We start from the raw sequence: 13,899 nt of genomic DNA, 5'->3' as shown, positions 1-13,899 counted from the left end.
GGGGCGGCTAAGCGGCCCAGCGGCGGATCACGATGACCGCGTTGTGGCCGCCGAAGCCGAACGAGTTGCTCATGACCACGTCGACGTCGTGCGCCTGCGCGGTGTGCGCGACGAAGTTGACCGAGGGGTCGATCGGGCGTTCGCAGTTGACGGTGGGCGGAACCGATCCCTCGTTGATGACGAGGGCCCCGATGATGGCCTCGACCGCGCCCGCTGCGCCGATCATGTGGCCGGTCATCGACTTGGTGGAGCTGACCGGGATGGACTCGATATGCGTGCCGAACACGGCCCGCAGCGAGTTGAGTTCACTCTTGTCGTTGAGCTGGGTGCCGGTGCCGTGCGCGTTGACGTAGCCGACGTCGCCCGGGGCGAGGCCCGCGTCGTGCAGGGCCTCCCGCATGGCACGACGCGCGGAGACGCCCTCCGGGTGGGGGGCCGTCCAGTGGTACGCGTCCGAGCTCGCGCCGTATCCGACGACCTCGGCGAGGATCTGCGCGCCACGCGCCAGGGCGTGCTCGGCCGACTCCAGGATCACCACGCCCGACCCGGCGGCCATCACGAAGCCGGCCCGGTCCTCGTCGAAGGGCCGCGACGCCTCCGTGGGGTCGCCCGGCCGTCCGGACAGTGCGCGGGCGTTGCCGCTACCCGCGATGTCGACGCGGGTGACGATGTCGTCCGCGCCGCCCGCGATGACGACGTCGCTCGCCCCGGTGCGGATCCAGCGGGTGGCCTCGCCGATGGCGTCGGTGCCCGACGCGCACGCGCTGCTGACGGCCCGGGACGGTCCCCGGGCGCCGGTGGCCATGCTGATCTCGCCGGGGGCGCTGTCGATGGCACCGGTGACGGCCGCCAGGGGCGAGACCGCGCGGGGGCCCTTGGCGTCGAGGTCGCGGACGTGGTCGGCGATGGACTTCATCGGGCCGTAGCCGCTGCCCATCAGGACGCCCACCCGGTCGGCGTTGGACTCGTCGATGACGAGCTTGGAGTGCTTCAAGGCCTCCTGCGCGGCGACCAGCGCGTAGCGGGCGTACGGGTCGGTGCGGCGGACCACCTTGTACGGGAGGTGCTGGGCGGCGTCGAACCCCTTGACCTCGCCGGCGATCTGCACGGGCAGGTCGCCGGCCTCGACCTGGGTGATGGGTCCGATGCCGCTGCGTCCTGCGAGAAGTCCCTCCCAGGTGGTCGTGGCGTCCAGACCGAGCGGAGTAACCATGCCCCAGCCGGTGATGACGACCCTGGTGCGGTCTCTGTTCGTCGTGCGGTCCGTCGCCATCACGGGCTCCCCTCGGTCGAGTTGTTCGTACCGTTCGCGCCGCGCGTGTCCTGTGCGTCCGCGGCGTGCTCCTGTGTGTCCTGTATGTGGTCCGGCGCGGGCAGCAGCGGGAAGTCCCCGCCGCCCGCCACCGCCCCGAACAGCGAGTCCGTCATCGCGACGGGCACGTGCAGGACGACCGGCCTTCCCGACTCGCAGTACTTCCACGCCTGCGCGACGTCCGCCCGAAGGGTCGCCTTGTCGGCGAGCAACTGGCGTTGCACTCCCGGTACTTCACGGCCGCCGGGCCGGGGTCCCGCCGGGTCGGTGAACCGGTAGCGGGGCAGCGGCTTCTCCCGCTGGTCGAGCTGGCTCTGCAGCCAGCCGTACCCGCCGTTGTCCAGGACGACGTACAGCACTGCGAGCTGCTGCTCGGCGACCGTCACCAGGTCGGACTCGAAGAGCCCGAAGGCTCCGTCGCCGACGAGGGCGACGACGGGACGGCCCGGCGCTGCCGCCTTCACACCGGCCGCGGCCGCCGCGCCGAACCCGAGGCTGGTCTGCTCGGAGGGGACCACCGACCCGCCGGCCGGGGCCGCGTGGTGCACCGGGTAGCTGTAGGACCACATGTCCTGGAGCCCGTTCTCCTGCACCAGCACGAGGTCGTCGGGGAGCACGTCGGAGAGCGCCGCCAGCACTTCCGCGATGTGCAGTTCGGGCTTCTCGGCCAGTTCGGCGAGGTGGGCGCGGTGCGCCGTGTGCAGGCTCTCGTGGATGGCGGCGGTGCGCCGTCTCCAGTCGGGGGAGGGCGCACACACCGACTCGCGGGCGAGTTGTCCCGCGATCAGGGCCGCGGCGTCCGCGAGGACCTTGGGCCCGGCGAAGTCGGTGTGGAATTCGGCGGCCTCCACGTTGACCTGGACGACCGGCACCTCGGTGCCGATGCGGCACGGCCAGCCGAAGGTGGCGGTCTCCTCCAGTCGGCTGCCGAGGGTGACGACACAGTCGGTGTCCAGCCACAGCTCCCCTGCCGCCTCCGGCAGGTAGAGCCCCGCGAGGCCGCAGAACCGGGGGTGGCTCTCGTCGAAGGCGCCGCGCCCGCTGGCGGTGCAGAACACGGCGGCGCCCATGTGGTCGGCGAGCCGTTCCAGCGTCCGGTCGGCGTTGTGGTGGCGCATCCCGCCGCCGACGAGCAGCACGGGCCGTTCGGCGGACTTCAGGGTGCGTACCGCCGTCGAGTCCTCGGCGAGCTGCACGGTGCGGGGGCGCAACGCCTCGTACTCGTCCGCCTCGACGCCCGCGTAGGGGATCTCGGCGGTCAGCAGGTGGTCGGGGAGTTCCAGGTAGACCGGCCCGGGGACGCCTTCTCGGGCGATCAGCAGGGCGCGCCGCAGCATGGGGACCAGGCGGGCCGGATCGTCGATGCGGGCGGCCCACTTCACCAGTGGCGCCACGACGGCGAGTTGATCGAGTTCCTGGAATGCTCCGGCCCCACGCCTGTTGGCGGACGTGCCCGCCGAGAGCAGCACCAGGGGCGCTGCCGACGACTTGGCCTCCAGGAGGCCGGTGAGGGCGTTGGTGACGGCGGGGCCCTTTCCGGTGAAGGCGATGCCGGTCCGCCCGGACTGGAGGGCGTAACCGGTGGCCATGAAGAGGGCGTTGCGCTGGTCGCGGCAGAGCACCAGGCGGATGCCGGTGGTGTCGAGGGCGCCGAGGAGGTCGAGGTCGTCGGCGGGGAGGCCGAACGCGTCCTGCACACCGGCCTGTTCGAGGACCTGGACGACGACATTCCAGGAGCCGGTCACCGTGGGCGTGTCGTCGTCCGGCGCGGGAGCGACGCTCATCGCGGGCCTCCGGCGGGTATCGCGTGGTCGGCGACCGCCTTGGAGATGAGCAGCGGTTCGGTGTGCCGCTCTCCCCTGATGGCGGCGTAGTTGGCGCGGACGCCGGTACCGCCGAAGGGGGCGTTGCCGTTCTCGATGTCGATGAGGGTGCTGTTGACGCTGACGGTGTGGCGGCGGCCGAGCAGTTCGACGAGGTCGGGGTCGGTGCCGTAGACGGTGGCGGCCATCGCCCGCTCCTCGAAGTACTGGTGGGTGAGCATCGAGCTCAGCCACTCGCGGCTGGTGTACGGCACCACGTTGAAGATCGGCGCGAACATCTCCGGGGGGCGCACCGCCGACTCGACAGGCCGGACCAGGACGGTCGGGGCGAGGTGTCCCTCGGTGAGGTCGGCCCGGCCGCCGGCCGCGATGAAGACACGGTTGTCGACGAGGTGACTCAGCGCCGACTCGAAGGCGTCCAGGTAGTACATGGAGCCGTAGTCGGCGGCCGCGTCCTCGTTGCGGCCGTGCTTGAGCGAGCTCACGCGGCGGGCCAGGAGGTTGCAGAACTGCGAGCTGAGCGAGGTGTGCACGAAGTAGACGTCGGGGCCGAAGCAGTCCTGTCCCGAGTTCATCATGCGGGCGTGCAGTGCGCCGTTGACCGCGCTGCTGAGGTCGGCGTCCGGGCCGACCACGAACGGGTTGACGCCCTGCCCGAAGTACAGGAACAGCTGGTCCTTGCGGAGTTGCCCGCGGATCTTCTCCGCGTTGTCGAAGGTGCCGGTGAACACCAGCACTTCGGAGCGGGCCGCCTCCACCGCGAGGAAGTCGCGCTGGCCGGTCAGGCACATCTCGACGGGCAGGTCGTGCGCGGTGCCGAGCAACTTGTGCAGCTTCTCGGTCTGGCCGCTGATGCGACCCGAGGGGCGGAACGCCACGCGTTCGCTGTAGAGGCTGGGGATCAGCAGGTACAGGATGTAGCTGTAGAGCGGGATGTTCGACGGCATGAGCACGCCGATCTGCTTCACGCGCGGCGGCTTGAATCGCATCACCTCGTCGTATGCGCCCTCCAGCGCCTCGATGGAGACGTCTATCTCCCCGCACGCGGTGCGGTAGTTGCACGTCTCGAAGAGCACCTGGAGGACTTCCTCGCGCCGAGTGCGGAGCAGGCTCGCCACATCGTGCAGGGCCTTGCGCCGATCCCCGCAAGGAATTTCGTACTCCGCAGGGAGTTCGGTGCCTTCCCTGGCCACTACCTCAATCATTGCAGTACGCCTCTCATGGATTCACGCGGTGCCATTTCACGCGGTGATATCTCCCGCAGTGCCATTTCACGCAGTGCCCGGCGGTCGATCTTCCCGGTGTTGTTCAACGGGAATTCCTGGAGTACGACCACTCGGTTGGGCAGTTCGTGTTCCGCCACGCACTGCGCGAGCTCCCGGCGCCACTTGGCGGCAGGCTGCCCGGCCGCGTCGGCGACGAAGAACACCAGGTGCACCCGGTCGTCCCGGCCGCCCTGCACGGGCACCACCCGGACGGGGGCACCGCAGGCGCCGGCCCGGGCGGCGATCGCGTCCGGGTAGAGAGTGTGCCCATTGCGGTGCACGGCGTCCCTGCGGCCCAGGACGGTCAGGTTGCCCGCTCCGTCCAGACAGCCGATGTCGTCCGTCCGGTACGCGTCCCGCTCCACCCGGAGCAGTGTGCCCGCGGGGCCGAGCACGCCGGTCATGTAGTCCGGGGTGCGGACGACGACTTGGCCGGTCTCCCCCACGGGGACCTCGCGTCCCGCGTCGTCGAGCACCAGGACCTCGATACCGTCCAGCGGCCGGCCGCAGCCCCGGGGGTCGGGGTGCACGGCGAGAGCGATGTTGCCCGCTTCGCTGCTGCCGTAGCCGTCGAGCAGCGGACTTCCGACCGTACGGACGAAGCGTTCACCGAGTTCCCGGCCGAGCGGCTCGCCGCCGACGCACCACATGCGGACCGAGCCGATCATGTTCGTCCCCGCCCGTGCGCCGTCCACCAGGTTGAGGAGGGTGGAGTACATGGCCGGGACCGCGTCGACGACGGTCACGCCGTACGCCGCGATCGCCTCCAGCGCCCGGTCCACCCGCTGGCTGCTGGTCTGGAGCACCAGCGTCGCGCCGGTCTGCATCCACAGCAGCAGCATGGACAACCCGTACTGATGAGTGAAGGGCAGCAGCGGCAGCAGCACGTCGTCCGCGCGATACGCCATACGGGCCGCGGTCCGGGCGATGTTGGCGCGGACCGCGGCTCCGGAGCGCACGATCCCCTTGGGGGCCCCGGTGCTTCCCGAGCTCCAGACGATCAGCGCGTCCTCGCGGGCGAACCAGCGGTCGAAGCCGAGCGGTCCCTCTTCGGCCGCCTCGGCCGCGCCGCCGGACGGTTCGCACCCGGCCATCGCGCCGCCGACCAGATCGGCCAGAAGTTCCTGGCCGATCCCCCCGGCCCGCTCCGGAAGCGCGTTGTCGGTGAGGATCCGGTCGACCCCGGCGTCGACGGCCAGTGCCGCCTGCTGGTCGGCGGGAATCCGCCGGTCGGCGAGCGCGACCGAGGCCCCGCACTCCATCAGCGCGAACAGGACGAGAATGAATTCCTGAGTATTCTCACCTGTCAGCAGAACCCTGCTCCGCTCGTTTATCCCCCGCCCGCGCAGTTCCCGTGCGACAGCCCTACAGGCACCGTCCACACCGGCGGACGATATTCGCCTGCCTTCCGCATTGATGAGCATCCGCCCAGCACACCCCCGGCCCGACATTCGATTAGTTCGAACACGATGCTACGAACCTGACTACAGGTGATCTATATTTGCCACGAGTCGCCTGGAAGTGGTCATTCTTGGTCTACGGTCGAGAATCCGAACCGTCGAGGGGGAGACCATGACACCCAGGGAGAGCAGCACCACCGCACCCCGGCAACCGCATCCGAAACAAGAGTTGGCGCTGCTCCACGAGCTGGAGCCGATCGTCGCGCAGAACATCGACCGGCATCTGAAAGCCGTGAGGGACTGGAATCCGCACGACTACGTGCCCTGGAGCCGGGGCCGCGACTACGCCCTCCTCGGAGGCGAGGACTGGACGCCCGAGGACACCGTCCTCGACCCCGCCGTCCAGGCCTCGCTCGTCGTCAACCTGCTCACCGAGGACAACCTCCCCGGCTACCACGGCGACTTCGCCGGCACACTGGGCCGGGACGCCGCCTGGGGCGAGTGGACCAACCGCTGGACCGCCGAGGAGGCCAGGCACGGCATCGCTCTGCGCGACTACCTCGTGGTGACGCGCGCCGTCGACCCCGTCGACCTGGAGCGGCGCCGCCTGGCGCACATGGCGGCGGGTAGCGGCGGCTCCCCCGGCGGCGTCCTGGAGACGCTCGCGTACGTCACCTTCCAGGAGCTGGCCACCCGGGTCTCGCACCGCAACACCGGCAGCGCGACCGGCTGTCCGATCGCCGAGCGGCTGCTCGCGCGGATCGCGGCCGACGAGAACCTGCACATGCTCTTCTACCGGAACCTGCTGGATGCGGCCCTGGACCGGGCACCCGACGACGCCATGGTCGCCATCCGCGACATGCTGCTCGACTTCCGGATGCCGGGCGAGAACCAGCCCGACTTCGCCCGCTTCTCCATGATGATCGCGATGGCCGGAATCTACGACCTGCAGCTGCACCACGAGAAGGTCGTCATGCCCGTCCTGCGCCACCTGCGCGTCTTCGAGCGCACCGGCTTCGGCCCGGTCGGCGAGCAGGCCCGCGAGGAACTGGCCTCCTTCCTGGAAGGCCTGGAGCAGCAGGCCTCCCGGTTCACCGCCCGCCGCGAGGATCGCCGCGTACGGCTCGCCCGCCGCGCGGCGGCAGCAGTGTAGGGCCGCACACCGTGCGCGACGGCGGAAGCCCGGACCGTACGAGCACCGGTGGAGGCCGCGGCCGCCGGCGCCCGCACCGGCCCCCGGGGACGCACCGGCACGAATAGGGGCGATATAGCGGCCCCGAAGAGACTGGCCGAGTCCGCCGGCCTCGTACTGGCACACGGCCCCGACTCACCTACAGCTAAGGCACGTTCATGACTCAGACCTCTGTGGAGACCACGCTGTCCCCAGCCGCCCTGGTTCTCACCGGCCCCGAGCGTGAGGTGGTCGGCGAGCTCGCCGACCACCTCGCGAAGACCGGACCCGCCGCGACCGACGACCTGGACTGGATACGCGCGGTGCGCAACGCGTCGGCCGGGCTGCCGCGGCGGCTGCTCGCCGAACTGCGTGCCTTCCGCCATGACGCAGGACCCGACGGAGTACTCCTGATCCGCAACCTGCCCGTCGCCCCCGCCGACGGAACCCGGCTGCCGTCGACGCCCTCGCACGCGGGGTCCGTGGAGCGCACCGCGTCCACGGCGGCCGCGGTCGTCACCGCCGCGATGCTCCAGCTCGGCGAGGTGATCGCCTATCGCAACGAGAAGTCCGGCGCGCTCGTGCAGAACGTGGTGCCCGTGCCCGGCCAGGAGAGCCAGCAGTCCAACGCCGGCTCCGAGCTCCTCGAAATGCACACCGAGAACGCGTTCCACAACAACCGCCCCGACTACATCGGACTGTTGTGCGTACGCGAGGACCCGTCGGGGGAAGCGCGCCTGTGCACCGCTTCGGTCCGCCGCGCGCTGCCGCTGCTGTCCGAGCGGGCCCGCCGGGTGCTCTCCGAGGACCGCTTCCTCACCGAGGCACCGCCGTCCTTCGAGATCCGCGAGGGAGCCGCACCCGCGCACGCGATCCTGCCCGGGGCCCCGGAGGACCCGAATGTCCTGGTCGACTTCCACGCCACCCACCCACTGGACAACGAGGCCCGGGAGGCGATGGCGGAACTGCGCGACGTCCTCATCCGCGTCACGTCCGCGCTGGCGCTGACCCCCGGCGACCTCGCGGTGGTGGACAACCGCCTGGCGGTGCACGGCCGTTCCTCGTTCTCGCCGCGCTACGACGGCACCGACCGCTGGCTGCACCGGGTGTACGCGTCGCTGGACAACCGCCGCACCCGCCCGCTGCGGCACGCGGCCGGCGCCGTACTCGGCTGACCGCTTCCTCGCCGCTACGACGAAAGGGGCCCCGGGCGTCGGCGGCGGATTCGAGGGGTCGTTGCACCACGTGGTCCGCTGTTCGGGCCGCGAACAGTTGGTGCGGGCGCTCGGCTGGGGATTCCCAGCCGAGCGTTTCGCGCGGGCCGCCGTTGAGTTCGGCGGCGTCGGCATCGAGGCGCTCGCGGCCGTGGCCCATGAGGCTGGTGCCCCGACCGGTACCGGCGCCTGCCCGTCCGCACATCGGTGCCGACGATCCGGCAGGCTTCCCTGCTGCCGCAGCCCTGCCGTGTGAGCTGGAAGCATGCCGCCCGCTCACGGGTCGGCTTCCTTCGCCCCTGGGGCCCTCGGTCCTCGCGTGCGCGGGGCCCCTTCGTACGGCCCGGTTCGTACGGCCCGGTTCGTACGGCCCGGTGCGTACGGCCCGGTTCGTACGGCCCGGTGCGTACGGCCCGGTTCGTACGGCCCGGTTCGTACGGCCCGGTGCGTACGGCCCGGTTCGTACGGCCCGGTGCGTACGGCCCGGTTCGTACGGCCCGGTGCGTACGGCCCGGTTCGTACGGCCCGGTTCGTACGGCCCGGTGCGTACGGCCCGGTTCGTACGGCCCGGTTCGTACGGCCCGGTGCGTACGGCCCGGTGCGTACGGCCCGGTGCGTACGGCCCGGTTCGTACGGCCCGGTTCGTACGGCCCGGTGCGTACGGCCCGGTGCGTACGGCCGCCCGTCACACCGCGGCGGTGGCCTGCTCCGACTCGGGCTCCGACCGCGTCCGCGACTGCGGCTCCTGGTCCGGCCCCGGCCCCGGCAGGAAGCCCTCCACCCGCACGCCGACGCCCTCCACGCCCGCCCGGTCCCGCACCCAGCGGGCCAGTGCCAGGTCGAGCACCCCGAGCCCGAAGGGCGAGAACACCACCCGGCGGCCCGGTTCGCGCCGGAACCCGGAGCCGCCGCGCAGCAGCGCCCCGATCTCCGCGTCCACGAACTCCCGTCCCCCGGTGCGCTGTTCCGCCAGATGCAGAGAGGTCCGCTCACGGCAGACGTGATGGGTGTCGTCGACGATGTTCTGCGCGCCGAGCACCGCCTCCACCGTCAGGTCGCGCAGTGACACGTGCAGCACCGTGGCGTCCTCCCGGCAGCCGGACAGATCCATGTGCGGAGTCCCTGCCGTGGTCGCCAACGACACGAGCCCGTACGCGCTCAGTGCCTGCGCCGCATCGTCCGCCACGCGCACCTCCACCCCCGGTACGACGCTCCCGGCCAGGTCCGCGAACGCCTCCGCACGGCCGCGGTCCAGGTCGTACACCAGCGCCTCCCGCAGCGACGGCAGCCGCGCGGCGCAGAAGCGCAACACCTCCAGGTTGATCGGCCCGAGCCCGACCAGGCCCATCCCCACCGGATCCTCGGTGAACAGTCCAGCGGCGAGCGCGGCCGAGGCCCCGGTCCTGCGGGCGGAGATCACGGAGGCCTCGATGAACGCCTCCGGGCGGCCGTCGGCCATCGAGTTCAGGACGATGGAGGCGCTGGCCCGCTCGGTGCCGTACGCCACGTTGCCGGGGAAGCTGGCGATCCACTTCATCCCGGCCACCGCATGGTCGCCGCCCAGGTACGCCGGCAGTCCGATGATGCGGTTGCGGTCTTCCTCGGGGAAACGCAGGAAGACCGAGTGGGGCAGGGCGGTGCGCCCCTCGTCGTGCAACCGGTAGGCGTCCGCTACGAGTTCGAGCACCTCCTTGTCGTGCCCGTCCAGCAGGTTGCGCACCTCGCGGTGTCCGACGATCAGCACGGCATGACCTCTCTCTTCTTCTGTCTGTCGCTGTTGGTGTCGCTCTGCCCGGTCAGCAGTTCGACGGGGTGCTTCCACAGATGGGAGACCTCGCCGAACTGGCGGCGCACCCAGGCGTCGTCATAGATGGTGTCCAGGTACCGCTCGCCGCTGTCGGGAAGCACCAGCACACAGGTGGAGCCCGCCGGTACCTCCGGCGCGATCAGCTCCAGTGCGGAGACCACCGCCCCCGACGAGCCACCGGCCAGCACGGCCTCCCGGTCCACCAACCGGCGGCAGCCCACCACGCACTCCAGGTCACCGACGTGCACGACCCGGTGTGCGTCGCTCCGGTTGAGGACAGCGGGACGTACGGAGGCCCCGTGACCGGGGATGATCCGGCTGCATGTGGAGGTCGAGTCGAAGAGCACGCTGCCGACCGCGTCCACCGCGATGATCTTCGTACGCAGCCCGTTGCCGCGGATGTACTCGGCGCAGCCACCCAGCGTCCCCGAGGTGCCGACGGACAGCACCAGATAGTCGACTTCACCGTCCAACGCCTCGTCGATCTCGGCCATGGTGGCCAGATGCGCCTGCGGGTTGAGCGGGTTGGAGTACTGGTCGGGGTTGTACGCGCCGGGGATCTCGGCCAGCAGCCTGGCGATCAGCTTCAACCGCTGCGGCAGCAACTCACCGGTGACAGGGTCCGGTTCGGAGACGATGCGTACATCGGCACCGTACGCCCGCAGGATCGCGATGTTCTGCGCGGTGGTGCGGGTATCCACGACGCAGATGAAGCGCAGTCTGAAGTACCGGCACAGCTGCGCGAGTCCGATGGCGAGGTTGCCGGAGCTCGACTCGATGACCGTCGAGCGGCCGGGCACCAGCTGCCCCGACCTGATCCGGCCGAGAAGCATGCTGAGCGCGGACCGGTCCTTGATGCTACCGCCCGGATTGAACCGCTCGACCTTGGCGTACACACGCGAGGAGAAGCCGGGAACCAGCCGCTCCAGTTCAATGAGCGGCGTCCTGCCCACCGTCGAGAGAATACCCTTGAGCCCTGCGGACACGGCTCTCCCTTCGTGAAACAGCGATGCGTTGGGAGTGGCGAGCGTGTCCAACCCCGCTATGGGCGATCTATAAGCCTCTGCGCCCGGGACATAGGGTTGCCGAACCACCTTTCGCACTCTGTGACTTGGAGCTCTCATGCCCCTGGATCCCGCCTTCGCCGGCCGCGTCTACCCACCCACCGCTCCGTACGAGGTGGGCCGCGAGAAGATCAGGGAGTTCGCGGCCGCTGTCGGCGCGGAGCACCCGGTGCACCACGACCCGCGGGCGGCCAGGGCGCTCGGCCACCGGGACGTGATGGCGCCGCCGACCTTCCTCGCCGCATTGATGCAGCGGGCGTCCGACCCGGTGGTGCTCGATCCCGAACTCGGACTGGACTACACACGGGTGGTCCACCGCGACCAGCGGTTCGTCTTCGTCCGGCCGGTGTACGCCGGAGACGTGCTGCGGATGGTCATGCACATAGACGCGGTGAAGTCCCTCGCGGGCAATGACCTGCTCGAACTGCGTGCGGAGACGGAGGACGCGGCGGGCGGTCCGGTGGCGACGGTGTTCATGTCGCTGGTGTCCCGCGCCTCTTGAGCATCTGCTCCGGCATCCCGCGCCCCCTGAGCGCCGGCCACCCGTCTCTCACTTCCCGTGCAGGCGGGCCAGGTACTCACTGGCCGGGGGCAGCGTCTCGGCCAGGATGCGCTGCTGCCGTGCGATCCACGCGAACTGCTTCGCCGCCTCTGCGCGTTCGCGGTCCAGGTGAGCGAGGACGGGCGGCGCCAGAGGCGGTCCGGTGTCCAGTGAAGCCAGCACGGTGAGACTTCTCAAGTCGGCCCCGGACAACGGGAATCCACCCCGATATGCCGATCTCAGATCCTGCAGTGCGGCCGGCACCGGCCGGGCGGACTGCGCACGCCAGAAGGGGCTGTCCCGGCGGGGCGCGGACGCGTAGTGCAACTGCACGTGGTCCCGGTCCGCCTCGTAACGGCGTTCGGCCTCGCGGTTGAAGCGGGGCGCGGGGGCCTCCCGCGCGACGGCCGACGGGAAGTGCCGTACGAACTGGCGCAGTGCGTGCAGTACACCGTCCGTCCCCGCAGTGCCGATCGGCTCCACGACGGAGGCCGAACTTCCCATCGCCACACAGTTTTTGACCCAGGCTCGACGGATTCGCCCCGATGACAGAGCATGGTGGCGCACGTCCGCCGCCTCGGGGTCGAGGCCGCACAGCACCGCGAGTTCCCGGCCGGCGTCCTCGGGTCGGGCAAGCACCGTCGAGAAGGCCCGCCCGACACCCGTGCGCCCCGGCAACGGCATCCGCCACAGCCAGCCGTCGGGCGCCGCGGTCAGGCTCGTGTACGGGGCGATGCCCGCGTCCGGGTCGGCGGGCGAGGTCAGCGTGACGGTGCTGTCGCACAGCAGCCGGCCGGCGTCAGCGATGCGGGGCTCGCCGAGGGCCCCGGCGAGCAGGGCGGCACGGGCTCCGCTGCAGTCGAGGAAGAAGCCCCCCGGGATGCGCAGCCCGCCCGTCGTGACGACTGCCCTGACGTACCCCTGGGAGTCACGGTCCACGCCCCGCAGCACCCCCTGCGCCGTACGGACATCCCACGCGCCGGTCGCCACGCGGCGCAGGTACGCGGTGAACAGCCCTTCGTCGACGTGCCAGCCGTAAGGCAGCGCGGCCCTGCCGTCCAGCCAGCGCGGAGACTTCTTCGCGTCGAGCAGTGGGGGCGCTCGGAAACAGCTGCGGTCGAGGGGTTCCAGGGTCTCCCCCGCGCTCCTCCGCCAGGCCCAGTGATACGGAAGCGCGAATTCCGAATTCTCGGTTCCGGTTCCGGTTCCGGTTCCGGTTCCGGTTCCGCCGACAGGGTCATAGAAGTAGTCGGGAATACCGTTCGGGAGTTCCCTGGCCACCCACTGCGCGGAGCCTCCGGTGCGCCAATTCGTATAGCGGGCGGCCATCCGAAAGGAGGCGTCACAGGCCCGCATCCAATCGGACTCCTGAATTCCGAGCGGGTCGAAGAACTCGCTCTGCATCTCGGCAGGCAAGGCCTGCACACCTCCGGTCATCCCGGTATCGGCCCGTTGCTCCCCCGCGGGGGCTTCGAGGACGGTGACCTGTACCGCCCCCCGGAAGATTCCGGCAAGGTAGGCGGCACTGAGCCAGCCGGCCGTGGTGCCGCCCACGACGACGATGTTTCTGATGCGGCTTTCCATTCCTCGATGTCAACCCCGAGGCCTACAGGGAATCTCTCTTTCCCCGGTCCTGACCTCGACTCCCCGAGCCGGCGCCAGGACCACCGCCGTCCTCTGGATCACCGTCGGCGAGGGCACCGGATACCCCACGGCCGCCCACCTCGCCTGCTGTGCCGTGCCCCACCCCGACCACCGAACGCACCGCGATCTCCCACCGGCGCGCACGCACCCCAAGACCGTCCGGCGCTCATGTCTCCCAGGCCGGTTCTCGTATTCGGATCGGCCGTATCACGGCGGCCTCGGTCTTCCCGTGTTCCTCGCGGCGAAAGAATTTCGAAAGAGCCCGGAAACCGGCTCTCCCTAGTGTCCAGCCCCGTGAGGCATTGCCGACGGCGGCCCGCACACTCACCACATCCAGGGGGATCACTTGAAGGGCACCACTCTCCAGACGAAGCTCCTCGCTCCTTTCAGCGGCCTGTTGGCGGGCGCAGCGCTGCTCCTCGCTGCGACCGGTGCGCTCGGCGTCACCATCACGACCCCCGGCGACGACCCATGGACCGCGCCGCACCCCGAGTCCGTCAGCGGCGCCCCCTGGACTCACTCCTCCCCGAACTCGGCCCGGGGCGAGGGCTCCTGGTCCTCCATGGCCGCCGCCATGCCGAAGGACGACCCGTGGACCGCCTCGGGCCAGGACGTTGCGTACCCCCCGCTCGGGTCACTCTCCACCTGACCGATCGTC

General features: G+C 70.7%; 11 protein-coding genes and 1 pseudogene. 4 read left to right on the top strand and 8 right to left on the bottom strand.

What is annotated here, in order from left to right; genetic code table 11:
* Positions 1-7 precede the first annotated feature (7 nt).
* The 4 genes from fabF to FHX80_RS26750 are packed head-to-tail and all read right to left on the bottom strand — an operon-like array spanning position 8 to position 5,824.
* Complete coding sequence (gene fabF, locus FHX80_RS26765; protein WP_145766531.1) at positions 8-1,273, bottom strand: beta-ketoacyl-ACP synthase II; 1,266 nt, start codon at positions 1,271-1,273, stop codon at positions 8-10.
* Positions 1,273-3,096, bottom strand: coding sequence for a thiamine pyrophosphate-binding protein (locus FHX80_RS26760; RefSeq protein WP_145766530.1), 1,824 nt, complete (start codon positions 3,094-3,096; stop codon positions 1,273-1,275). Before FHX80_RS26760 ends, fabF begins: the two co-directional genes overlap by 1 nt.
* Entirely contained in the window at positions 3,093-4,340 is a 1,248-nt protein-coding gene (locus FHX80_RS26755; protein ID WP_145766529.1) for an aldehyde dehydrogenase family protein, read from the bottom strand. Before FHX80_RS26755 ends, FHX80_RS26760 begins: the two co-directional genes overlap by 4 nt.
* Positions 4,337-5,824 carry a class I adenylate-forming enzyme family protein gene (locus FHX80_RS26750; protein WP_244318453.1) on the bottom strand — a complete coding sequence of 496 codons (1,488 nt, stop codon included), beginning with the start codon at positions 5,822-5,824 and terminating at the stop codon, positions 4,337-4,339. The genes FHX80_RS26755 and FHX80_RS26750 overlap by 4 nt, the downstream gene beginning before the upstream one ends.
* Before the next feature lie 148 nt (positions 5,825-5,972).
* Here FHX80_RS26750 and FHX80_RS26745 point away from each other — a divergent pair, with 148 nt between their 5' ends.
* Positions 5,973-6,953, top strand: a complete 981-nt coding sequence (locus FHX80_RS26745) for an acyl-ACP desaturase (protein ID WP_145766527.1) — start codon at positions 5,973-5,975, stop codon at positions 6,951-6,953.
* A 197-nt stretch (positions 6,954-7,150) separates the two neighbouring features.
* On the top strand, positions 7,151-8,146 hold the full coding sequence (locus tag FHX80_RS26740; RefSeq protein WP_145766526.1) for a TauD/TfdA family dioxygenase: 996 nt from the start codon (positions 7,151-7,153) through the stop codon (positions 8,144-8,146).
* A gap of 85 nt (positions 8,147-8,231) precedes the next feature.
* Here FHX80_RS26740 and FHX80_RS36845 read toward each other — a convergent pair.
* From FHX80_RS36845 to sbnA, 3 genes and pseudogenes are all read right to left on the bottom strand, one after another.
* Positions 8,232-8,360, bottom strand: a pseudogene (locus tag FHX80_RS36845) (IS30 family transposase); the annotation flags it as partial.
* 510 nt (positions 8,361-8,870) lie between these two features.
* Complete coding sequence (sbnB, locus tag FHX80_RS26735; RefSeq protein ID WP_145766525.1) at positions 8,871-9,929, bottom strand: 2,3-diaminopropionate biosynthesis protein SbnB; 1,059 nt, start codon at positions 9,927-9,929, stop codon at positions 8,871-8,873.
* Positions 9,923-10,945 carry a 2,3-diaminopropionate biosynthesis protein SbnA gene (sbnA, locus tag FHX80_RS26730; protein WP_244318452.1) on the bottom strand — a complete coding sequence of 341 codons (1,023 nt, stop codon included), beginning with the start codon at positions 10,943-10,945 and terminating at the stop codon, positions 9,923-9,925. The genes sbnB and sbnA overlap by 7 nt, the downstream gene beginning before the upstream one ends.
* A gap of 169 nt (positions 10,946-11,114) precedes the next feature.
* Between sbnA and FHX80_RS26725 the strand changes: the two genes are divergently transcribed.
* Positions 11,115-11,558, top strand: a complete 444-nt coding sequence (locus FHX80_RS26725) for an FAS1-like dehydratase domain-containing protein (RefSeq protein ID WP_145766523.1) — start codon at positions 11,115-11,117, stop codon at positions 11,556-11,558.
* Between the two features lie 48 nt (positions 11,559-11,606).
* Here the strand turns inward: FHX80_RS26725 and FHX80_RS26720 are convergent, their stop codons facing one another.
* On the bottom strand, positions 11,607-13,181 hold the full coding sequence (locus FHX80_RS26720; protein ID WP_145766522.1) for a tryptophan 7-halogenase: 1,575 nt from the start codon (positions 13,179-13,181) through the stop codon (positions 11,607-11,609).
* 406 nt (positions 13,182-13,587) lie between these two features.
* Between FHX80_RS26720 and FHX80_RS26710 the strand changes: the two genes are divergently transcribed.
* Positions 13,588-13,890 carry a hypothetical protein gene (locus FHX80_RS26710; protein ID WP_145766520.1) on the top strand — a complete coding sequence of 101 codons (303 nt, stop codon included), beginning with the start codon at positions 13,588-13,590 and terminating at the stop codon, positions 13,888-13,890.
* The last annotated feature ends 9 nt before the right edge of the window (positions 13,891-13,899 follow it).

Source organism: Streptomyces brevispora, assembly GCF_007829885.1.
Lineage (GTDB): Bacteria > Actinomycetota > Actinomycetes > Streptomycetales > Streptomycetaceae > Streptomyces > Streptomyces brevispora.
This window is presented reverse-complemented; position numbering and strand designations above follow the sequence as displayed.